Source organism: Diaminobutyricibacter sp. McL0608 (assembly GCF_039613825.1).
Taxonomy (GTDB): Bacteria; Actinomycetota; Actinomycetes; order Actinomycetales; family Microbacteriaceae; genus Diaminobutyricibacter.
Genome location: NZ_CP154826.1, coordinates 1,546,558 through 1,567,119, shown reverse-complemented (window position 1 = coordinate 1,567,119; position 20,562 = coordinate 1,546,558). Strand labels below are relative to the sequence as shown.

The following is a 20,562-nucleotide window of genomic DNA, read 5'->3' as shown; positions in this document are numbered from 1 at the left end:
TCAGGCCTGACTCGTGACAGCCCGGCCGGCGGCGAAGCGGCTGAGCGCACCCGTCTTCGCCAGTGCACGCACGACCAGCCAGGATCCGAGACCGGCCACGACGATCCCTGAGATGGTGGTCGTGATCGTGTAGATGATCGCGAACTCCGGCTTCACACCGGGGTACGAGACGACGAGGTCGAGTACCGACTCCGCCAGTCCTGCGCCTGCGCCCGCGAGCAGCGCCACGTAGAGCCGCCAGTTGGCGTAGAGGAACAGAGCGAAGACGATCTCTGCGCCGAGTCCCTGGACGAAACCGGAGAGGAGCGTCGTCAGTCCCCATTGCGTTCCGAGCAACGCAGAGACGATGGCGGCGACGAGTTCTGTGAAGATCGCGGCGCCGGGCTTGCGGATGATGAGGGCGCCGAGCACCCCCGCGAACAGCCAGGGACCGTTCAGGATGCCCTGGAGTCCCGGAAGCGCCGCCGTCACGGGCGCGCTGATCGGGGTCCAGGCGATCCCCCACGCCCAGAAGATGACGCCGCTCGCGACGGCGACGACGCTTGCTACGACGATGTCGACGACACGCCACTTGAAGGTGCGTGTCGGTCGACCGGTGGTTGATGCAATGGTTGCGTGCACTGTTCGTGCCCTTTCACTTGGGAAAAGAGGGCACGGGATTGAGAAATGCGGCCTCCCTGCGCTGGCATTATCCAGATCAGGTTCGACGGTCGAAGCTTGAGAAGCTTCCTCTCAGCCCGGCTCACCGGACTCCCGTGTTCGTGGAACAGTCTAGTGCGGCGCTATCGCTTCAGCGCGCGGATGATGCGGGTCCAGGCGTGTCCGGCCACGAACACGAAGGGGATGCCCACCACGAGGAGCGTGATGATGTTCGGCCGGAAGCGCAGGCCGTTCCGGTCGCGCACATATGCGCCGAGCGGAATGCTGTATCCGCCGCCACCGCCGCCTCCGGCACCCGTGTCCGGCTCTCCGCCCATGGAGCCGGCGCCGAAGCCGTACTGCACGAGCGCAACCGGGATCAGCGTGATTCCGTCGAGTTCGACAGGGTCACCGTAGACCGACCTGATGCCGTTGGACGTCAAGGTCTCTGCAAGCCGGAGCGAGGTGTTCGTCATGCTGCCACGCTACCCGCCGGGGCGGTCGGTGAACAGGGCGGTTTCGAGTCGCGTACAGGCTGCGTCCAGCGTTTGCGGATTCTTCTCACCAGAGAGCACGGAATAATCGTCAGGTGTCGAACGCCAGAGCAGCCCGCGGACCCCGCGGCATCGCCGTCGGCGTTCTGGCACTCCTTGTCGGCGCGCTGATCCTCTGGCACGGAATCCTCCCCGACGTGGGTGGCGCCGCCTCGCTCATCGAGACATTCCTGCCCTGGCTGGGAGGTGCGATCCTCCTCCTCGGCATCGCCGCGCTCCTGCGGTTCTCGCTCCTCGGCGGGCTCTGCGTCGCCGTCGCCGTCGCCATCTGGTCGCTCACCTTCGGGCCGGCGATGCTTCCCGGCATGGCGACCGGCGCGACGTCGCTGACTGTCGCGAGTGAGAACATCCACGCCCAGAACACGGCTGCCGGATCGATCGCCGCCGACCTCGCGGCGAAGCACCCGGACGTCATCGCACTCCAGGAGCTCGACTCGACATCGCGGGCAGCCGTCGGCGCGGCGCTCGACGCGAAGTACCCGTACTCGCAGATCGTCGGCACGGTCGGCGTGTGGAGCACGATCCCGATCAGAGGCGAGAAACGCCTCGATCTCGGCCTCGGCTGGGATCGGGCGCTGTGGGTCGACCTCGACACTCCGGGCAGCCCGACCAGGGTCTACGCCGTGCATCTGGCGTCGGTGCGCCCGGGTCAGTACCAGCAGCGCGACACGATGCTCGCGAACCTCACGGCGACCCTGAAGGCCGATCATTCGTCGCGCGTCGTCGTCGTCGGCGACTTCAACAGTGCGTCGACCGACCGCGCGTTCACGCCGCTCACCCGGATCGTCCACGAGGCGTCGCAGAGCGATCTCGGGTTCGGCTTCACCTGGCCGGCGGAGTTCCCGGTCGCCCGCCTCGATCACGCTCTCACCCGCGGCCTGACGACTGTCAGCAGCACGGTCCTCCCCGACAACGGCAGCGACCATCGCGGCATCCTGGTCGGGATGCGCTGACGCCCCGACCTGTGCCGAGTCGCCCGGTCCGCCGGATCAGTCGTCGGGCATCGCCCGCGGGTTCGCCGTCTCGCCGACGGTCGAACCCGTGGACCTGACCAGCGACGCCGGACCGATCGCTCCGCGGCCGAATCGTGCGCTCACCTGGTCGAGCGTCCGCTCCGCTTCACGCCACTCCTCATCGGGATCCCAGAGGGCGAGCCGGTTGTCGCCCGCTTCGCCGAGCTGCTCCATGCGCACGCCGATCAGGCGGATCGGCGTGCGGCCGAGTCCGAGTCCGTCGTAGATCGAGGTCACTTCCTCGAAGATCCGCCGCCCGACGTTCGTCGGCTCGGCCAGCGTGCGCGAGCGCGTGACGGTGCGGAAGTCGGAGAATCGCAGCTTGAGCGCCACCGTGCGGCCGACCAGCTCGTGTTTGCGCAATCGCGCACCGACCTGGCTCGACAGCCGCAGCAGTTCGCGGCGGAGCCTGACGGGGTCGGAGATGTCCTGTTCGAACGTCATCTCGTGGCCGACGCTCTTCTCCCGCGACGTGACGACCACGCTGCGCGTGTCGACGCCATTCGCCAGGTCGTGGAGTTTGCGGCCGGCGGCATCGCCGACGGCGCGCTGCAGGACTGCGAGCGGCGTGTCCGCCAGATCGGCGACAGTGTGGAGGCCGAGTCGCTGGAGCGATTGCTGCGTGCTCTCCCCCACACCCCACAGGGCGCCGACGGGGAGCGGGCGCAGGTAAGCGAGGGTCTCGGATGCCGGGATGACCAGGAGACCGTCCGGTTTCGCCCGCCCGGAGGCGAGCTTGGCGACGAACTTCGTCGATGCCGCCCCGACCGAACAGGTGAGCCCTGTCTCGTCGCGGACCCGCGCCCGGATGAGCTCGGCGATGCGTCGCGGCGAGCCGAGCAGCCTGCGCGCACCGGAGACATCGAGGAAGGCTTCGTCGATACTGAGCGGCTCGACCAACGGGGTCACCTCGGAGAAGATCGTCATCACGCGCTTCGAGTAATCGCGATACTTCTCCATGTGCGGGGGCAGGATGATCGCATTCGGGCACAGGCGGAGCGCCTGCGACACCGGCATCGCCGACCGCACCCCGAACCGTCGCGCTTCGTAGGTGGCACTCGTCACCACCGAGCGAGGCCCCGGGTGGCCGACGATCGCGGGCTTGCCGCGTAACTCGGGATGGTCGAGAAGCTCGACAGCGGCGAAGAACGCATCCATGTCGACGTGCAGGATGGTGGCCGTGGCGTCGTCGACGGCATCGGTCGTCACCCGCCGGTCGCTGCCATCCGCTCGTCCCACTCCCCAAGCTTGCCACGCGCGCCTGGTGGGCGCCCCCGATTCCGCCTGTGGGCGGGGTCGGGTTCACCGTGGAATTGCCCGCCGGCGGGAGCGAGTAGCGTTTCTCCTATGGAATTCAGATATCTCGGAAACTCCGGCTTCAAGATCTCGGAGATCATCTACGGCAACTGGCTGACCCACGCTTCGCAGGTCGAGAACGACGTGGCGAAGCAGTGTGTCCAGGCCGCCCTCGACGCCGGCATCACGACGTTCGACACCGCCGACGCCTATGCGAACACGGAGGCCGAGCGCGTGCTCGGCGACGCCCTCCGTGGCCAGCGTCGGTCCTCCCTGGAGATCTTCACCAAGGTGTACTGGCCCACCGGTCCCAAGGGGCACAACGACGTCGGCCTGTCCCGCAAGCACATCATGGAATCCATCGACGCCTCGCTCGAACGGCTGGGCACCGACTACGTCGACCTCTACCAGGCCCACCGCTTCGACTACGAGACCCCCATCGAAGAGACGATGCAGGCGTTCGCCGATGTCGTGCGCGCGGGCAAAGCCCTGTACATCGGGGTTTCGGAGTGGAATGCCGACCAGCTGCGTGCCGGACACAAGCTCGCTCGCGACCTGGGAATCCAGTTCATCTCCAACCAGCCGCAGTACTCGATGTTGTGGCGCGTGATCGAGTCGGAGGTCGTTCCGACCTCGGCCGAGCTCGGCATCTCGCAGATCGTGTGGTCGCCGGTCGCCCAGGGCGTGCTCACCGGCAAGTACAAGCCGGGCGCCGACGCACCGGCCGGCAGCCGCGCGCTGGATGAGAAGGGCGGCGCGAACACGATCAAGGGCTTCATGCGCGACGACATCCTGACGTCGGTTCAGAAGCTCCAGCCGATCGCCGACGAACTCGGGATCACGATGGCGCAGCTCGCTGTCGCCTGGGTGCTCCAGAACCCGAACGTGTCGGGCGCCATCGTGGGCGCCTCGCGCCCCGAGCAGGTCGCGTCGAACGCCGAAGCCGCAGGGATCACACTCGACGCGTCGGTGCTCGCCCGCATCGATGTCGCCGTCGGCGACATCGCCGAGACCGATCCCGCTCAGACCGTGTCGCCGGACCGACGCCCCGCGTAATCGGCGCCCCACCCCGCCTGGTCGACGCCGAGCACAGGAAAAGTCACGTCATTCGCGAAGAATGGGGTGACTTTTCCTGTGCTCGGCCCCGATCCGGGCGGGCAGGGTCAGACGAGGGCAGCGATGAGGGGCGTGAACCAGTCGCGGAATGCGGCCGAGTCGTCGCGGAGGGACGTGCTCACGACGACGGTGTGGGGGGCGACGATCCAGGCACCCGGTTCGGCCAGCGGCAGTACATAGATGTCCAGCCGGAAGTAGCCGGCCTGCCTGCGGAGTTCGTGTTCGCGATCGCGCACCACATCGACGATGTCCGCAGCTCGACGCGAGTGCTGGAGAAGGCTCAGGCGGGCGTACTCCTCGTGACGCTCTGCCGCCCACGCGACGGCGTCCTCGTAGTATTCGGTGACCAGGTCCTGGAGTTCGATCGCCCGGTCGAAGAGCTCGAAATGCGGTGGCTTCAGCTGCGTGACGATGGGGCGACGCTCGCGCTGCAGGCTGAGCTCCCACCACGCCCGCCACTGGTCGGCGAGGGTCGCAGGATCGGGGTTCGACGTGTGTCCCTGGACGGTCGGTCGCGGCAGCGGATCCGAACCCGCAGCCGGGTGCATGACACGCGCGACAGCCGGGAAGACCCGTGGAATGGGCGGTTGCTCCACTTTCGTGAGACCGGCGAGGTCGCGGAGGGCGAGAGCCATCAGCAGGTCCCACGGACAATCCTCGGTGACCTGCCATCGAAGGGTCCCCTCGACGAACATGGTGTCAGCATAGATTCGACCCCTGACAGCCGCCAGTGGGTCTTACGCGCGATCCGCCTCAGACGGATCGCAGCGCATCCGCCGGCGACAGTCGGGCTGCCCGCGCGGCAGGGTAGATTCCGGCGATCGCGCCCACGACGACGGTCGCGAGCACCGCGAGGCCGGCCACCTGCAGCGAGACCACGGGCGGGGTCGCTTGCGCGGAGGCGACGATCCAGGTGATAGCCGCCCCGATGGCGACACCCGCCACGCCACCGCACATCGACAGGAGGATCGATTCGAGGAGGAACTGCACAGCGACGTGTCGGGATCGCGCGCCGAGCGCCCGACGCAGGCCGATCTCGGTTCGCCGCTCGAAAACGGCGATGACCATGATGTTCGCTATTCCCACCCCCCCGACGAGGAGTGCGACGCCCGCAAGCGCGACGAACAGGTCCACGAAGGTGTTGCGCGCTTCGAGCCGGGCGGCGAGTACGTCGGACGGGCGGCGCACCTCGACCTGGTCGGGCGCATCCGGCGACGCTGTGAACGGGAGCACAGCCGCCACCGCCTCGGTCCGGTCCGGGTCGGTCCTGACGTAGATCCTCGTTGGGGTCCCGTCGAAGCCGAATGCCGCGGTCGCCAGCGGGAAGCTGACGAGCGCCGCATCATCGAGTTCTGGCGCGACCGCGATCGGGCCGAGGATCCCGACGACCGCGAAATAGCGCCCGGCGATGAACACCTGCGTCTGAGGTCCCAGGGTGTCGATCCCCAGGTTCTGGGCGGCACTGAAGCCGAGGACGGCTTCGGGATACGAATCGGCCGCCCGGCCCAGGTACTGCCCGGCGAGGATGCGTCCGTCGAGCGCCGACATCAGCGACGCCTGGGCGGCCACCACGCTGATCCCGGACGTGTTGATGGCCGGGACGGCCGCACTGCGCCGCACCGTCGCGGCAGGGAGGGTTCCGACCGCGGTCACATGCTCGACCGGCGGGATCGCACCGATCATCGCTTCCGCCGTGGTCGGCAGCGGCGTGATGTTTCCGCTGAACGTCTGGCCCGTCGCGACGGTCAGGAGGTTCCCCTCGGCCCCCAACTGCGCGAGGAGCCCGGCCTGGGACGAATCCGAGAGTCCGAGGACCGCGACGAGGGCGGCCACCGCCACCGCGATCCCGAGCGCCGAGAGGATCGAACGGGTCCGGCGGGCTGCGAGGCCCGCAAGGGCGAGACGGATGGCCTCCCCGGCTCGCATCCGGGAGCGGAGTGCATCGTCCGCTGTCGTCGTACGCATCATGCGGCCGCCTCGTCGTCGATGATCCGACCATCCTTCAGCACGACACGGCGGTGCATGGATGCGGCCACGCGCGCGTCGTGCGTGATCACCACAACGGTCGTGTTGGGGCCGGCGAGCCCTCGAAGCAGATCGATGACCGATTCGCCGCTCACCGAATCCAGGTTTCCGGTCGGTTCGTCGGCGAGCACCAGGGACGGGCTGCCGACGATCGCCCGGGCGATCGCCGCGCGCTGCTGCTCGCCGCCGGACAGCTGGGCAGGGCGGTGGCCGCTGCGCCCTGCGAGGCCTACGCGTTCCAGGGCGTCGCGGGCGGCCGATCTCCGCTCCTTATTGGCCGCGCCCCGGTAGAGCAGTCCCGTCGCTACGTTGTCGAGGATGCTCAGGTGGCGGAGCAGGTGGAACTGCTGGAAGACGAAACCGATGCGGTTGGCGCGAAGTGCGGACAGCGCGTCGTCACCGAGCGTCGAGGCATCGATACCGTCGATAGTGAGGCGCCCGCTCGTCGGCACCTCGAGCGTTCCCAGGATGTTGAGCATCGTCGACTTGCCGGATCCGGACGGACCGGTGATCGCCATCGTCTCCCCCGCCCCGATCCGGAGCGATACGTCGACGAGCGCGTTCACCGCGGTGGGCGGCGGGTAGCGCTTGCTGACGCCGGCGAGCACGACGAGTTCGCTCATGATGCCGGAACCTCCACTGCGTCGCCCTCGTGCAGGCCAGCCGACGTCACCTGCACGAGCGTGGACGCGAAGAGGCCGGGCGTGACGGCGATGAGCTGGCGGTCGCTGCCATGCACGACGTAGACCGCGTAGCCGCCTTCGGCCAGCGCAACGAGGGCGGTGATCGGCACTGCCAGCACGTTCCGGACTGTCTTGTCCGTGACATTGACCGTCACGGGCGCCTCGTCCAGTGCGGCGGCAGCCGATGGGTCATCGAGCGCGACCGACACGGGAAGGGTCACGTCTGCCCGTCCTCCATTCGAGGGCTGTGGGCCGCCGGAGCCGGATGTGTCGGTGTTCGCGACCGCTACGCGGGACACGGCGGCCACATGGCCGTTCAGCGCGCTACCGGACGGGAGCGTGATCGAGACCGCGTCTCCGCGGTGCACAAGGTAGGTCTGGGATGTCGAGACCTGCGCGATGACCCCGACGGAGGACGCGTCGACGGTGATCACCGGGTTCCCGGGCTGCACGAGCGAACCCAACGCGGCCTCGGTCGACGCGATACGGACACCGGACGGTTCGAAGACAACGCTGCCGAGAGCGACCGCGCCCGTCGGCGCCTGACCGGTCGCCCGCTGCCAGCGCACTACGGCCTCATCCGTCACGGCCGTGAAGCTGTCGTCGACCGTCAGGTCGAGTCCGGCCGCATAGCCGAGTGCGACCAGGTTTCGTTCGAGTTGGACGACGTCGGGGCCCGCGGTCATGCCCGGCTGGAAGTCCCGCCAGGCGGGACGTGCGCCGTAGAAGAGCGTGACGGGTGAGCCGTCGACCTCGAACAGCGCCGAGCCGCGTTGTTCGATCGTCCCCGGCACCGGCAGTGCAGTCACGATTCCGCCGGGCGCACCACCGAAGACCGGGGTCGCGAACCCGTGTCCGAGGGTCCCGGACAGCTGGGTCGAGCTCGACAGGGTCGTGCGCTTGACCACGGCGGTTGCCACCGGTACGTCGGTCGACGGGGCCGAACCGGATGCCGGCCCGTGGAGCATCAGGAATCCGGCGAGCGACCCTCCCACCGCGACCGCAGCCGCTATGACGATCCCGAGTACGGCGCGCCTAGCCATGAGAGAGGGCACTCAACGACGATGCCCGCACCTCGGCGTCGAGCTGCTTCCTGCAGGCCTTGAACGCAGCCTGGAGCGACGGATCCTGCTTGCCGAGCGCCCCGTTGTTGGGAATCTCGTCGGCACTCAGCCCGAAACCGTGACCCGGGGTGAAGGGCGTCGAACCCTTCGGATCCCGATAGTCGGGCAGCCCGTGGGCCCGCAGGCACTGGGCCGCCTTCACACCCGCCGCGACGAGCGCGGGGGGCGCCGGCGGCTCGTCCGTCGGCGAGAACCCCGCGGCGGTGATGAGCGACGAACACGCCTGCTCGATCGCCTTCCCCTGCGCTTCGCTCAGGTTCTGGAGGCTGCGAGAGTCCGTGTAGACATGGCCCGTCGAATCCACGACGGGGTCCTGGTAGCCGGGGGCGCCGTGCGATCGGATGCAGTCTGCTGCTGCGTGCAGCTTCGCGGGCTGGTCCTGCCCCGACCCGGCGTGCGCCGATCCGCCTCCGAGGTGCGGGATGTCGCTCGATGTCCCGGACGTGCATCCGGCGAGCAGCACGACGAGTGCGCACACCGCAGCTGCTGTGACGAGGATCTTCATGATCGATCTCCTGGGATTGCGATGTCGACCGGACGCGGGTGCAGCCGATCCCTTTCTGTTGTAGGACTGGACCCGTTACACCAGTCGAACAGGCCGTGTTAGACCGCTGTCATCCCAGGAGTCGCACAATGGAATCGTGCGGATACTCGTCGTCGAAGACCATCAGCTGTTGGCCGACCGGATAGCGGAAGGCCTGCGGGACGCCGGCATGGCGTCCGACGTCGTGTACGACGGCGCGAGCGCGCTGGAGCAGGCCGACGCGGTCGCCTACGACGTCGTCGTGCTCGATCGCGACATCCCCGTCGTCCACGGCGATCGCGTGTGCCGCGAGCTCACCGCCGGCGACGCGAAGACTCGCGTGATCATGCTCACGGCAGCGTCCGAGGTCTACGACCGTGTCACGGGTCTCGAACTCGGCGCCGACGACTACCTCTGCAAACCTTTCGCCTTCGAGGAGCTCATCGCCCGCGTCCGCGCGCTCGCTCGGCGCGAGCCGTCGCAGCCCTCTGTCGTCGTCAGGGATGACCTCACCATCGACCGGGCACGCCGGCACGTCTCGCGCGGCGGCGATCCGCTCGTCCTGACCCACAAGGAGTTCGGCGTTCTCGAATACCTCGCGGCCGCCGACGGCGCAGTGGTCAGCGCGGAGGAGCTCCTCGAGCACGTCTGGGACATGAATGCGGATCCGTTCACCAACACCGTGGCAGTCACCATCGCTCGCCTGCGCAAGAAGCTCGGCGAGCCGCAACTGATCACGACGGTCGTGGGGGCCGGGTACCGGCTATGAGACGACTTCGACTCACCGCTCGCGCCCGCCTGACCATCCTCTTCGCGGCGCTCTACGCTGTCGGCGGCACGATCCTGCTCGTGATCACGTACGTGCTCGTCGCCCAGAACGTCTCCGTGGCCGACATCAACAGTCCCGCATCGGACGCGAGCTTCCAGAAGGCCTGCGCGAACGTTGCGACCTCGCCCAAGCCACTGGATGAGAACCTCAAGTTCAAGTGCGCGACGAGCATCAAGCTCGGGGCCGCGGCGGCAGCGGGCGCCCAGCGCCGGGCGATGCTCGACGATCTCCTGCTGTACGCGGCCCTCACACTGGTCGCGACAACCATCGTCGCAGCCTTCGCGGGCTGGCTGATCGCCGGTCGCATCCTGAGGCCCATCCATCGCCTCACGGAGGCGGCGCGCAACGCCAGCGAGAACAACCTGAGCCAGCGACTCGACCTCAACGGGCCGCACGATGAGATCCGCGAACTGGGCGACACGTTCGACGCGATGCTCGACCGGCTCGAATTCGCCTTCCTCGCCCAGCGCCGGTTCATCGCCAACGCGAGTCACGAATTGAGGACACCCTTGACCGTCATGCGCACGACACTCGACGTCGTGCTCGCGAAACGATCGCCCTCGAACGCCGAGCTGGTCGCGATGGGTGAGGACGTGCGCGCGGAGGTCTCGAATGCGGATGCGCTGATCACCACGCTGCTCGCGCTGGCACAGAACGAGGGAACCCTTCGATCGTCCGACCGGGTCGACCTGGGAGTGATCGTGTCCGGCGTCGTCGAGCGCACCGACTTCGGCACGCTGACCCGTGAGGTTCGGATCGACGGGGCGGACGTCGAGGGCGATCGACTGCTGCTCGAACGCCTCGTGTCGAACCTGGTTTCGAACGCGATCCGCTACAACATCCCCGGCGGCGACGTGACCGTCGACGTGACCGCGTCGAACGACCTTGTCACCCTGAGGATCGCCAACACCGGAACGCCCGTGGAGCCTGCGCGCGTCGACGAGATCTTCCAGCCGTTCACCCGCCTCGACGAACGCGTCGGCACGGAAGGCTTCGGACTCGGGCTCGCGTTGGTCGAGACCATCGCGACCGCCCATGGCGGGACGGTCGGCGCGACCGCTCTCGCGGCAGGCGGCCTGGAGGTCGTCGTGCGGTTGCCTGCGGCCTCCGCATCCGCTCCCGTCGAAGCGCCCGCCGCTGTCGGCTGACGCACGAAGGCCCGCCCGGTACGTCCCCCGTGTCGGGCGGGAAGATCGTACCGGACGGGCCGGGTCAGTGCAGGTGCCGGATCAGCGGATGCTGGATCAGCGTGCCGCCGGGGCCGCCGGACCCTGCGGGTCGGCTTCCTCGAGCATCGCGTCGAGTTCGAGGTCGGCGAGTTCGGCATCCAGCGGGTCGAGGGAGTCGCCCTCGCTCGCGAATCCGGCTTCCAGGTTCACCCGCGTCGCACCGTCGACCTCGAGGGTCTCAGCCACGACATCGCGCTCGATCGTGGTCGCGAGCGGCTTCTCCTTCACGAAGAACAGCACCACGACTGCGATCAGGATGAGCGGGACCATGTAGAGGAAGACCGGGGTCAGGGCGTCGTTGTACGCACCGACGATCACGTCGCGGATGGGGCCGGGCAGCGACTTGACGAGTGACGGTGTGAACGAGTTGCTGGAACCCCCGGAACCCGCGCCAGCGGGCATCCGGTCGGTCAGGAGTTGGGTGAGACGCGAGACGAACAGGCTGCCGACGATCGCGGAGCCGAGTGAGGCACCGATCTGACGGAAGTAGTTGTTCGACGCGGTCGCGGTTCCGACCTTCGAGACCGGGAACGAGTTCTGCACGATGAGGATGAGGATCTGCATGCTCATGCCCAGTCCGATGCCCATCACGGCGAGGAACGAGCAGAGCACCCACACCGGAAGGCTGGGAGTCATGGTCGACAGGAGTACCAGTGCCACGGCGACGATCGCGGTGCCGACGATCGGCAGCCACTTGTAGCGGCCGGTGCGGCTGACCATCTGACCGGAGACGATCGACGTCAGCAGAAGCGCAGCCATCATCGGGATCATCAGGAGTCCGGCCTGGGTCGCGTTCGCGCCCGTCACCATCTGCAGGTACGTCGGGATGTAGGCCAGGGCACCGAACATCGCGATACCGATGATCAGGCCTGCGATCGTGGTCAGGTTGAAGTTGCGGTCCTTGAAGAGGGCGAGCGGCATGATCGGCTCTGCGGCGCGCCGTTCGACGAGCACGAAGGCGACAGCCGTGACCACGGTGCCCGCGATCAGCGCGATGATGACGCCGGAGTTCCAGTCGTACGTGGTGCCGCCCCAGGTCGTGACCAGCACGAGGCAGGTGGATGCGATGGCCAGCAGGCCCATTCCGGCCCAGTCGAGCTTCGGCTTGCTGCTCGAGCCCTTCGGCAGGCGAAGGAAGACCACAGCGGAGAGGACGGCGAGGATGCCGAGCGGGATGTTCATCCAGAACGCCCAGCGCCAGCCGATGCCTTCGGTGAACCAGCCGCCGAGGAGCGGGCCGGCGACGGACGACAAAGCGAATACGCCGCCCATGATGCCCATGTAGCGACCGCGTTCGCGGGCGGGGACGACGTCGGCGATGATCGCCTGCGACAGGATCATGAGCCCGCCACCGCCGAGTCCCTGGACTGCGCGGCCAACGATGAGCCAGGTCATGTCGGGCGCGAGGCCGCCCACGACCGAGCCAGCCATGAAGAGCACGATTGCGCCGATGAACAGGCCTTTTCGGCCGATCAGGTCACCGAGTTTGCCGTACACCGGCAGCATGATGGTCGACGCGAGGATGTAGGCGGTCGTGACCCACAGCATGTGGTCGACGCCGTGGAGCTCGCCGACGATCGTCGGCAACGCCGTACCGAAGATCGTCTGGTCGAGGGATGCGAGGAGCATCGTGACCATGAGTCCCGCGAAGAGAAGGATGATGCTGCGCTTTGCAGGCGCAGCGGCGGCACCCGCGCGAACGGGTGAGCCTGAGTCGATGGTGGTGGTGTCTGTCATTTCAGTTTCTCTAGTGCCTCTCGGATGAGTGTGTTGGCCAGGTTCTGGAGTTCGTCACGGGTCTGCGTGCCGCCGGCGGCGACGAACGCTTTGACGGCGGACTTCACAGCCCCGGCGCAGAACGGAAGGATGAGTTCGGCGAACGCGATGCGTTCCGCGTCGGTGTCGCCGGCGAAGCGCGGGTAGCGGCCGACGATGACCGCGATCGCGTCGACGAGCTGCTGGCCCATGCGGCTGAGTTGCGCGACCTGCCGGCCGAGGAGCTGCGGATACTTGCGGGCCAGCTCCATGCGCCCCTGCCGGAGCTCGTGGTCGGGCACGGTCGGGCCGATGAGCGTGAAGATGAGGCCGACGATCGACTCGGTGAGGTCGGCGTCACGGAACTCGTCGAGGTGCGCCGCGAGCGCGGCCTCGTCGAGTTCGACGTCGCGCACACCGAGGATCGCGTCTTCTTTCGTCTCGAAGTAGTTGAAGAACGTGCGGGGCGAGACCGGGATCGATTCGCAGATCGCGTCGACCGTCGCGTTCTCCATGCCCACCTCGAGTGCGAGCGTCACGGCTGCGCGTTCGAGCTGCTGCCGTGTCTCGGCACGCTTGCGCTCGCGCAGGCCAGGGGTTTCGGAGGATGTCACCCTTCTATAGTTGCGTACACCGTAATTTTGCACAACTGAAACTATTCAGAAATGCAGTAATCACGGCGAATACTCAGGTCCGGGCGTCCAGCTCCCCCAGGATCCTCAGGACGGTGCGCCAGTTGCGTGCTGTCGCAGCGGGGCTCAGCTGCCGCCAGAAGGCTGCGGTCAGCCGCGTCTTCGACACGCCGAGCGGGCACCATTGATAGATCGCCTGCCTGCCGACCGCGACCACTTCGGGAGCGATCGAGTACGCATCCGGAACCTCCACCTTCTTCGGCATCGGCTCGGCACCCAGGAAGGTCACGACCTGCTTCGAGAAGTCGTCTCCGTCATCCAGCAGCGGGTTCTCCGCGGCGATCCGTCGGAACTCCGCTCCGGGAATGAGCAGGATCCTCGCAGCCACCCCGGAGCGGCCCGCGAGCTCCCTTTCAACCTTCGCGGCGGACCGGTCCACCGACAGGGCCGACCCGGCGGGCAGCTCGAAGACGACGTTGCCGCTGCGCAGCAGAGTGCGCACCGCGGTGAACCCGACTGCTTCGAACGACGCCGCCAGGTCGTCCATGGCGACCGCGGTCGACGGCCCGACATTGATGCCGCGAACGAGCCCGACGGCCGGTTTCACCCGCGGGGCCACAGGTCATCGCTGATCGGGTCGGCCGCGACGAGCCGCGACTGCGGTATCTCCGCCTGCTCGAAGGGACCCCGACCGTCCCGCCGGTACTGCGGCTCGTCGAATGCCACCACCCACACCGGGCCGGACGGGCCGGGAACGTTCGCCCCATCCGGACGCGCCGTGCCGGTCGAGACGATCACACCCGTCGGCTCGCCCTGCCACGCATCCAGCGCACCCCACTCCGCTTCCGGCACATGCACCTGCACGCCGACGCCGAACGGGTGATCGTTCGGGTCGTGCACGTGACGCGTCCTGCTTCTCCTCATGGCGCCCATTGTGCCACCGCGAGCAGGAGGCGGATCGAGGATCAGCGCGGGTCGGTGGAGAGAACGGCCATCGTGATCGCGTCGATCGCGGACGCAGGCCGCTGCACGTCAGCCGATCGCGGGACGCGACCTGGCGCCGCGCTCCGGATCGAGCATCCGACGCAGCGTGAAACGCTCCGCGACCGTCCACGCGGTCGAGGTCAGGATGTACACCGCTGCCGCCAGCGGTACGAACGCCGCGAACACCACCGTCACATACGGGAGGAACGACAGTGCCTTCACGAGCCCGTTGGGCATCGCCCCCGCGGGCTGCGGGAGGGCGAGCACGCGGCGCGAGACCGTGGTCACCGCAGCGATGAGCACCAGCACGACCAGGTATACGAGGATCGACGGCCACACCGATCCGACCGCGCCCGCAAGTCCGACGAAGCTCGTTCCGAGGGGCGCGCCGATCACCTGCTCGGCCAGGAGCGCGTTCGCGTGGCCGGCGATCTGGGTGTGCGTGAACAACGCGTAGACCAGCGAGATGACCGGAATCTGCAGCAGGAGCGGGAGGAATCCGGCGAACGGGGATGCCTTCTCCGTCTGGTAGAGCTCCATGGTCTTGCGGGTGAGTGTCTCGCGGTCCTTGCCGTGCTTCTTCTGAAGCTCCGCGAGCTTCGGGGCGAGCCGTCTGCGGGTGAATTCGGCTCGGACCTGCGAGCGGCCGACCGGGATCAGGAGGGCGCGGACGAGCATCGTGAGGATGACGACGGCGACGAGTCCCGCCGCCGTGCCGGCAACGGGTTCGACCGTCGTGGAAAGAGCTGTGACGAAGCGATAGGCCCCGTCGAGGATGGCCGCTATCGGGCCGAAGGTGAAGAAGTCCATGAGAAATGTGTCCCTGCGTCTACGGATGGGTGGGTACCGTATGGCCACGGGCGCGCACGGAGCAGCCCTCGTGCGGGCGCTTCGGAGGCGTCAGGCGGCCGAGAGGGACAGTGCCGGTGCTCTGGGTCGCGCGTGGCCGTCGGCGTCGGGATCGCTCTGACCGATCAGTTCTGCGCGATCGGCCGGCTCGATCGGATGAGCGAGCGCGTCGCTGACCACGAGGGAGGCGGCGAGCGCCACCACATAACGCACGGATGCTGCGACCAGCAGCGAGGCCAGCCCGATCGCGCCGACGGCGCCCGCGATCGCGAACGCGGCTCCCGGCCCGGACGTGCCGCGCAGGACCTCCAGCGACCCGGCGACGAGCCGGGCGAGCAGGTCGAGGAACTGCAGCATGGGAGCGTTTCTCCAGTCGGGTGGGCGCGGCCGCGACAGCAGCGGTCAATCGAGACCATACCAACCCGTGGCTCCGCTTCGACAGGATGTTCGCCTTGGGCGCAGCGGACCGCCTGGAGGAAGATGGAGCCATGACTCGCGTTGCCATCGTCGGTGCCCACGGTAAAGTCGCGCAGCAGCTGATGCGCCTCCTCTACGACAGGGGTGATGAATTCGTCGGCGTCGTGCGCAGTGACGACCACGGCGAAGACGTCTTCCGCCTCGGTGGCGAAGGCGCGCTCGTGGACATCGAGGCCGCGTCGGCCGAGCAGCTGGCGATCCCGTTCGCTGGCTGCGACGTCGTCGTCTTCAGCGCGGGTGCCGGTCCGGGCTCCGGCGTCGATCGCAAGATGACGGTCGACTATGCCGGGTCGGTGAAGTCGGTGCAGGCCGCGATCATCGCGGGGGTCCGCCGATTCATCCAGGTCTCGGCATGGGGTGTGGACACTCCCGTCGCGGCCGACGCCGACGAGCAGTGGGCGGCCTACGTGGCCGCCAAGCGCGACGCGGATGCGGTGCTCCGTCAGTCGGGTCTCGACTGGACGATCCTCCGCCCCGGCGCGCTCACTTACGAGGAGGGCACCGGCAGCATCCTTCTCGGGACCACCGTGCCGCGCGGATCCATCCCCCGCGAAGATGTCGCTGCACTCATCGTCGCCTGCATGGACGAACCGCGTTCGATCGGCGCCCAATGGGAGGTCATCAGCGGGGAGACTCCGATCGCCGAGGCGGTGCGCGGCGCGTAGGCTCGGTGCGTGACTACGTACGCAAAGCGGCCGTGGCAGGCCAGTTACGCCCCCGGTGTTCCTGTCGACATCGACCTCCCCGAGGGTTCCCTCGCCCACCTGATCGACGAGTCCGTGGCGACGTACGGCAGGAACGTCGCTCTCGAATTCTTCGGGGCGACGACGACCTACGCTGCGCTCGGCGAGCAGATCGGCCGGGCCGCGGAAGGTCTCCGCAAGCTCGGCGTGCGCAAGGGCGACCGCGTCGCACTCGTGCTCCCGAACTGCCCCCAGCACGTCGCCGCGTTCTACGCCGTCCTGCGGCTTGGTGCCGTCGTCGTCGAGCACAACCCGCTCTACACGCCGCGTGAGCTCCGTCACCAGTTCGAAGATCACGGAGCGCAGATCGCGATCGTCTGGGACAAGGCGGCCGCGACGGTCCAGGATCTCCCTGCAGACCTCGGCGTCTCCACGGTGATCTCCGTCGATGTCACCCGGGCGATGCCGGCGTCCAAGCGATTCGCGCTCCGCCTTCCCGTCGCGGCGGCGCGCACCGCCCGGGAGCAGCTGACGACGCAGGTGCGCGGCACGATCACGTGGGAGAAGCTCCTCGACAATCGGCGGATCGCTGCGACCTATCCGCGGCCCGAGGCCCAGGACCTCGCCCTGATCCAATACACCAGCGGCACGACGGGCGTCCCGAAGGGCGCAATGCTCAGCCACCGGAACCTCGACGCGAATGCAGCGCAGGCGCGGGCCTGGGTCCCCGCGATCGAACGCGGCACGTCGGTCGTCTACGCGGTGCTCCCGCTGTTCCACGCGTACGGACTGACCCTGTGCCTCACGTTCGCGATGAGCATGGGCTCCCGGCTGGTGCTGTTCCCCAAGTTCGACCCCGACCTCGTGCTCGACGTCGTCCGGAAACGCCCGCCGACCTTCCTGCCCGCGGTCCCGCCGATCTACGAGCGGCTCGCGACCGCGGCGAAGAAGAAGAAGGTCTCGCTCAGCGGCATCGACATCGCGATCTCCGGCGCCATGAATCTCCCGGACAGTATCGTCAGCATGTGGGAGAAGGAGACCGGCGGTTATCTGGTCGAAGGGTACGGCCTGTCCGAATGCTCGCCGGTGCTGATGGCGAACCCCGTCGGCAGCACCCGTAAGGCCGGGACGGTCGGGCTTGCCCTGCCGAGCACCGACCTGCGTGTCATCGACCCCGAGCATCCGGACACCGACCGGGAATTCGGCGAGGAAGGCGAGCTCGTCGCCCGGGGGCCGCAGGTGTTCTCGGGATACTGGCGCAAACCGGATGAGACCGCCAAAGTGCTCGATGAGCACGGCTGGTTCCGCACGGGCGACATCGTGACGATGGACGACGACGGCTTCGTGCGCATCGTCGACCGCATCAAGGAACTCATCATCACCGGGGGCTTCAACGTCGCGCCGACCGAGGTCGAGGACTGCCTGCGCACGGTCGAGGGCGTCGCGGATGTCGCCGTGGTCGGCGTCCCCCACGGGCGCGGCGGCGAGGATGTGGTCGCCGCGGTCGTCATGAAGCCCGGCGCCTCATTCGACGAGGCCGCCATCCGGGCCTACGCCCGCGAGAACCTCACTCCGTACAAAGTCCCGCGTCACATCACCCAGGTCGACGAACTGCCGCGGTCACTCATCGGCAAGGTCGTCCGACGCCAGGTGCGGGACCAGTTGCTGAAGGAGAAGGGCTCGGATTAGGCGATCGGGAAGACGAGCAGCGAGCCGGTGGCGGTCGCGACGATCTTGCCCGACGCATCCGTCACGACGCCGTCGGCGAACGCGACGCGGTTGCCCGGCTTCGTGACCGTGCCCACACAGGTGAGCGGGCCCGCATCCGCGAACACCGGCCGCAGGTAGTTCACCTTGATCTCGATCGACGTGTAGCCCTGGCCCTGCGCCAGCGTGCTCTGCACCGCGCATCCCAGTGCCGAGTCAAGGAGGGTGCAGACCAGTCCCCCGTGCACGGTGCCGAGCGGGTTGTAGTGCGACTCGTCCGGCTCGCACACGAACGTCGCCGTCCCGACGTCGGCGTCCACGAGACGCATGGTCAGGTGGGCCATGATCGGCGGCGGCGGAAGCTCACCCCGGATCAGCGTTCGCAGGTACTCCAGACCCGACATCGTCGGCATGACGGCGACGCCGGGCGCTGGGTCCTCCCACTCGATCACCCGGCTGCGGATGCCGCTGGTCGCTTCGGGCTGCTCGTCACCGCTCACTCGCGTTCCTCCGGTGGCTTGCCGAAGTTCGGATCGGCCGGTGGCAGCTCGGACGGGGTGTCGACCGGTTCACCGGTCTCGACGTTGATCGCCGTCTGGCCGGGAGGAAGGTTCGACAGGTCGGGGGCGATGACCGTCGCGAAGACGCCCGAGTCCGGAAGCCCGAAGCCGGCCAGCCCTCCTTCGACGTTCGCGAGCACGAGGTCGTCGGAGCGCATCGGAAGCGTCTTGCCCCGGAAGAAGTCCGGCCTGACCGCCCACCAGATGAACATCAGCACCAGTCCGAGCAGCAGTCCGCCCACACCGACGACCGCTTCGGCGCCGATGCCGAAGATGGTCACATTCTTGCCGGCGTCGTCGACCAGCCAGTCGGGGGCTGCGAACTGGACGAGGCCGTAGACGAACACGGCGAGCAGAATCACCCCGCCCACGAACGGGAACACGCCGCGCATGATCACGTTACGGAACGATTTGAACATCGTCTTGCGGTAGAACCAGACGCAGACGAACCCGGTCAGGCCGTAGTAGAACGCGATCATCAGGCCGATCGACCCGATCAGGGCGTTCAACAGGCTGAAACTGATCGCCGAGAAGATCAAGTAGAACGCCGCCGAGATGACGCCCATGCCGATCGTCGACCAGGTCGGCGTCAGGAACTTGGGGTGGATGCGGGCGAACTTCTCCGGGATCGCCTTGTAGACCGCCATCGACAGTGAGGTGCGCGCCGTCGGGAGGATCGTCGTCTGGGTCGACGCCGACGCGGAGGTCAGGATCGAGAAGCCGAGAAGGGTCAGGAGTATCGATCCGATGGGTCCGGAGCCGAACAATGTCGGCCCGATGGCGGAGAACACATCACTCGAGTTGGCGGGGTTCGCCAATCCGATGCCTTTGTCTCCGACCCCGGCGAATGCAATGGCCGCGACGGTGACGATCGCGTAGGTGAGGAGAAGGAGAATGGTGCTGATCACGGCCGCACGTCCCGGGGTCTTTCCCGGGTCCTTGGTCTCCTCGTTGATGGAGACCGCCGTGTCCCAGCCCCAGTAGATGAAGATCGCTGTCAGCATGGCCGGCGCGATCGTCTGGCTGAAGTCGAGCCCGAACGGGTTGAACCAATTCCACTGCGGGATCAGCGAGTAGGGCTCGGCGTTGCCGGTGTAGACCTTCACGAGCGCGAAACCCGCGAAGAACAGCAGGATGATGACCTCGAAGGCGAGCAGCACGTACTGCACGCGCGCGGAGATCTCGATCCCCCGGTAGCAGATCCATGTCATGACGGCGATCCACAGGAGGCCGGCGATGAGCGTCGCGAACTCGTTCGTCGCGAGCGCCGCCACCCCCGGCAGCCCGAAACCACCGATGAAGGTGAACGTGTACGACCCGGCGATCTGCGCCAGGTTCGACATCACGATCACGTCAGCGACGATGATCCCCCATCCGCCCATCCAGCCGGTGATCGGCCCGAAGGCTCGGGTAGCCCAGGTGAACGTCGTGCCGCAGTCCGGCTCCGCCTTGTTCAACTCCTGGTAGGCCACCGCGATCAGGTACATCGGGATGAACGCCAGCAGGACGATGCCGGGCGCATGCACGCCGGCGGCGAGCGTGCCGCCGACGACGATGAACCCCAGGCTGGCCGCGAGGCTGTAGGCGGGGGCCGTCGAGGCGACACCCACCACGACGCTCGAGACGAGCCCGAGCGCGCCGGACTTCAGTCCCTTGCTGTCGACGGATTCGGAGTTGGAATTGGGGGGAACAGTGGTCGTCATCGGGTCTCCCAACACTGCGGCCGGCATGCCGGCCGAACCTGGTCGCGAACGGCTGTTCAACGGTGAACAGCCCGACTAGACATGTTTACGCCTTTTCATCCGTTCCTGCACGTACCTGTGGAGTCGGCATGGCGCGCGGGGAAAGGGCATACAGTCAGCACTACGGAGTCGTTCGACTCTC

At 67.7% G+C, this 20,562-nt stretch carries 22 protein-coding genes and 1 riboswitch; of the genes, 6 read left to right on the top strand and 16 right to left on the bottom strand.

The annotated features are described in order from the left end of the window. Both AAYO93_RS07360 and AAYO93_RS07355 read right to left on the bottom strand, forming a co-directional pair. Entirely contained in the window at window positions 1-621 is a 621-nt protein-coding gene (locus AAYO93_RS07360; protein ID WP_345764338.1) for an ECF transporter S component, read from the bottom strand. A gap of 36 nt (window positions 622-657) precedes the next feature. Beyond that, window positions 658-767: riboswitch (TPP riboswitch) on the bottom strand. Window positions 768-782: 15 nt separating this feature from the next. Further along, window positions 783-1,115 (bottom strand): spore germination protein GerW family protein, encoded by a 333-nt coding sequence (locus AAYO93_RS07355; protein ID WP_345764337.1) that lies wholly within the window; start codon window positions 1,113-1,115, stop codon window positions 783-785. Between the two features lie 113 nt (window positions 1,116-1,228). Here AAYO93_RS07355 and AAYO93_RS07350 point away from each other — a divergent pair, with 113 nt between their 5' ends. After that, window positions 1,229-2,146: an endonuclease/exonuclease/phosphatase family protein gene (locus AAYO93_RS07350; protein ID WP_345764336.1), complete on the top strand. Its 918-nt coding sequence runs from the start codon at window positions 1,229-1,231 to the stop codon at window positions 2,144-2,146. A 36-nt stretch (window positions 2,147-2,182) separates the two neighbouring features. On the opposite strand, the gene AAYO93_RS07345 is transcribed toward AAYO93_RS07350, so the two are convergent. Beyond that, window positions 2,183-3,445, bottom strand: coding sequence for a DNA polymerase IV (locus AAYO93_RS07345; RefSeq protein WP_345764335.1), 1,263 nt, complete (start codon window positions 3,443-3,445; stop codon window positions 2,183-2,185). Window positions 3,446-3,553: 108 nt separating this feature from the next. On the opposite strand from AAYO93_RS07345, the gene AAYO93_RS07340 reads away from it, so the two are divergent. Next, window positions 3,554-4,558: an aldo/keto reductase family protein gene (locus AAYO93_RS07340; RefSeq protein ID WP_345764334.1), complete on the top strand. Its 1,005-nt coding sequence runs from the start codon at window positions 3,554-3,556 to the stop codon at window positions 4,556-4,558. A gap of 107 nt (window positions 4,559-4,665) precedes the next feature. Here the strand turns inward: AAYO93_RS07340 and AAYO93_RS07335 are convergent, their stop codons facing one another. From AAYO93_RS07335 to AAYO93_RS07315, 5 genes are read right to left on the bottom strand one after another with little or no spacing between them, the layout of a single operon-like run. After that, the gene (locus AAYO93_RS07335; RefSeq protein ID WP_345764333.1) at window positions 4,666-5,313 is read right to left on the bottom strand and encodes a hypothetical protein; all 648 of its coding nucleotides are present in this window, start codon (window positions 5,311-5,313) and stop codon (window positions 4,666-4,668) included. A 58-nt stretch (window positions 5,314-5,371) separates the two neighbouring features. Continuing rightward, on the bottom strand, window positions 5,372-6,586 hold the full coding sequence (locus tag AAYO93_RS07330) for an ABC transporter permease (protein ID WP_345764332.1): 1,215 nt from the start codon (window positions 6,584-6,586) through the stop codon (window positions 5,372-5,374). Then, the gene (locus tag AAYO93_RS07325; protein ID WP_345764331.1) at window positions 6,583-7,266 is read right to left on the bottom strand and encodes an ABC transporter ATP-binding protein; all 684 of its coding nucleotides are present in this window, start codon (window positions 7,264-7,266) and stop codon (window positions 6,583-6,585) included. Before AAYO93_RS07325 ends, AAYO93_RS07330 begins: the two co-directional genes overlap by 4 nt. Continuing rightward, complete coding sequence (locus AAYO93_RS07320) at window positions 7,263-8,369, bottom strand: peptidoglycan-binding protein (protein ID WP_345764330.1); 1,107 nt, start codon at window positions 8,367-8,369, stop codon at window positions 7,263-7,265. The genes AAYO93_RS07325 and AAYO93_RS07320 overlap by 4 nt, the downstream gene beginning before the upstream one ends. Beyond that, window positions 8,362-8,955 carry a hypothetical protein gene (locus tag AAYO93_RS07315; RefSeq protein WP_345764329.1) on the bottom strand — a complete coding sequence of 198 codons (594 nt, stop codon included), beginning with the start codon at window positions 8,953-8,955 and terminating at the stop codon, window positions 8,362-8,364. Before AAYO93_RS07315 ends, AAYO93_RS07320 begins: the two co-directional genes overlap by 8 nt. A 136-nt stretch (window positions 8,956-9,091) precedes the next feature. On the opposite strand from AAYO93_RS07315, the gene AAYO93_RS07310 reads away from it, so the two are divergent. Together AAYO93_RS07310 and AAYO93_RS07305 are read left to right on the top strand one after the other, a co-directional pair. Next, a complete protein-coding gene (locus tag AAYO93_RS07310) occupies window positions 9,092-9,742 on the top strand; it encodes a response regulator transcription factor (protein WP_345764328.1) in 651 nt (216 codons plus the stop codon). Continuing rightward, window positions 9,739-10,950, top strand: a complete 1,212-nt coding sequence (locus AAYO93_RS07305) for a HAMP domain-containing sensor histidine kinase (RefSeq protein WP_345764327.1) — start codon at window positions 9,739-9,741, stop codon at window positions 10,948-10,950. Before AAYO93_RS07310 ends, AAYO93_RS07305 begins: the two co-directional genes overlap by 4 nt. 96 nt (window positions 10,951-11,046) lie before the next feature. Here the strand turns inward: AAYO93_RS07305 and AAYO93_RS07300 are convergent, their stop codons facing one another. The 6 genes from AAYO93_RS07300 to AAYO93_RS07275 form a co-directional block, all read right to left on the bottom strand. Then, window positions 11,047-12,768 carry an MDR family MFS transporter gene (locus tag AAYO93_RS07300; protein ID WP_345764326.1) on the bottom strand — a complete coding sequence of 574 codons (1,722 nt, stop codon included), beginning with the start codon at window positions 12,766-12,768 and terminating at the stop codon, window positions 11,047-11,049. Beyond that, the gene (locus AAYO93_RS07295) at window positions 12,765-13,400 is read right to left on the bottom strand and encodes a TetR/AcrR family transcriptional regulator (protein ID WP_345764325.1); all 636 of its coding nucleotides are present in this window, start codon (window positions 13,398-13,400) and stop codon (window positions 12,765-12,767) included. Before AAYO93_RS07295 ends, AAYO93_RS07300 begins: the two co-directional genes overlap by 4 nt. A 73-nt stretch (window positions 13,401-13,473) precedes the next feature. After that, on the bottom strand, window positions 13,474-14,025 hold the full coding sequence (locus AAYO93_RS07290; protein WP_345764324.1) for a DUF1697 domain-containing protein: 552 nt from the start codon (window positions 14,023-14,025) through the stop codon (window positions 13,474-13,476). Further along, entirely contained in the window at window positions 14,022-14,342 is a 321-nt protein-coding gene (locus tag AAYO93_RS07285) for a hypothetical protein (protein WP_345764323.1), read from the bottom strand. The genes AAYO93_RS07290 and AAYO93_RS07285 overlap by 4 nt, the downstream gene beginning before the upstream one ends. A gap of 108 nt (window positions 14,343-14,450) precedes the next feature. Next, window positions 14,451-15,212 (bottom strand): YidC/Oxa1 family membrane protein insertase, encoded by a 762-nt coding sequence (locus AAYO93_RS07280; protein WP_345764322.1) that lies wholly within the window; start codon window positions 15,210-15,212, stop codon window positions 14,451-14,453. 90 nt (window positions 15,213-15,302) lie between these two features. Next, window positions 15,303-15,608, bottom strand: coding sequence for a DUF6412 domain-containing protein (locus tag AAYO93_RS07275; protein ID WP_345764321.1), 306 nt, complete (start codon window positions 15,606-15,608; stop codon window positions 15,303-15,305). A 131-nt stretch (window positions 15,609-15,739) separates the two neighbouring features. Here AAYO93_RS07275 and AAYO93_RS07270 point away from each other — a divergent pair, with 131 nt between their 5' ends. Next, entirely contained in the window at window positions 15,740-16,393 is a 654-nt protein-coding gene (locus tag AAYO93_RS07270) for an SDR family oxidoreductase (protein WP_345764320.1), read from the top strand. Window positions 16,394-16,402: 9 nt separating this feature from the next. Continuing rightward, window positions 16,403-18,100, top strand: coding sequence for a long-chain-fatty-acid--CoA ligase (locus AAYO93_RS07265; protein ID WP_345764319.1), 1,698 nt, complete (start codon window positions 16,403-16,405; stop codon window positions 18,098-18,100). Here the strand turns inward: AAYO93_RS07265 and AAYO93_RS07260 are convergent. Then, a complete protein-coding gene (locus AAYO93_RS07260) occupies window positions 18,097-18,618 on the bottom strand; it encodes a PaaI family thioesterase (protein WP_345764318.1) in 522 nt (173 codons plus the stop codon). The two genes, AAYO93_RS07265 and AAYO93_RS07260, sit on opposite strands and share 4 nt — an antisense overlap. Next, window positions 18,615-20,381, bottom strand: coding sequence for an APC family permease (locus tag AAYO93_RS07255; RefSeq protein WP_345764317.1), 1,767 nt, complete (start codon window positions 20,379-20,381; stop codon window positions 18,615-18,617). The genes AAYO93_RS07260 and AAYO93_RS07255 overlap by 4 nt, the downstream gene beginning before the upstream one ends. Window positions 20,382-20,562: the final 181 nt, after the last annotated feature.

Coding starts and splice junctions, on each gene's coding strand:
- AAYO93_RS07355 (WP_345764337.1), bottom strand. CDS start 1,115: ATGACGAACACCTCGCTCCGGCTTGCAGAGACCTTGACGTCCAACGGC.
- AAYO93_RS07340 (WP_345764334.1), top strand. CDS start 3,554: ATGGAATTCAGATATCTCGGAAACTCCGGCTTCAAGATCTCGGAGATC.
- AAYO93_RS07335 (WP_345764333.1), bottom strand. CDS start 5,313: ATGTTCGTCGAGGGGACCCTTCGATGGCAGGTCACCGAGGATTGTCCG.
- AAYO93_RS07330 (WP_345764332.1), bottom strand. CDS start 6,586: ATGATGCGTACGACGACAGCGGACGATGCACTCCGCTCCCGGATGCGA.
- AAYO93_RS07325 (WP_345764331.1), bottom strand. CDS start 7,266: ATGAGCGAACTCGTCGTGCTCGCCGGCGTCAGCAAGCGCTACCCGCCG.
- AAYO93_RS07320 (WP_345764330.1), bottom strand. CDS start 8,369: ATGGCTAGGCGCGCCGTACTCGGGATCGTCATAGCGGCTGCGGTCGCG.
- AAYO93_RS07315 (WP_345764329.1), bottom strand. CDS start 8,955: ATGAAGATCCTCGTCACAGCAGCTGCGGTGTGCGCACTCGTCGTGCTG.
- AAYO93_RS07305 (WP_345764327.1), top strand. CDS start 9,739: ATGAGACGACTTCGACTCACCGCTCGCGCCCGCCTGACCATCCTCTTC.
- AAYO93_RS07300 (WP_345764326.1), bottom strand. CDS start 12,768: ATGACAGACACCACCACCATCGACTCAGGCTCACCCGTTCGCGCGGGT.
- AAYO93_RS07285 (WP_345764323.1), bottom strand. CDS start 14,342: ATGAGGAGAAGCAGGACGCGTCACGTGCACGACCCGAACGATCACCCG.
- AAYO93_RS07280 (WP_345764322.1), bottom strand. CDS start 15,212: ATGGACTTCTTCACCTTCGGCCCGATAGCGGCCATCCTCGACGGGGCC.
- AAYO93_RS07275 (WP_345764321.1), bottom strand. CDS start 15,608: ATGCTGCAGTTCCTCGACCTGCTCGCCCGGCTCGTCGCCGGGTCGCTG.
- AAYO93_RS07270 (WP_345764320.1), top strand. CDS start 15,740: ATGACTCGCGTTGCCATCGTCGGTGCCCACGGTAAAGTCGCGCAGCAG.
- AAYO93_RS07255 (WP_345764317.1), bottom strand. CDS start 20,381: ATGACGACCACTGTTCCCCCCAATTCCAACTCCGAATCCGTCGACAGC.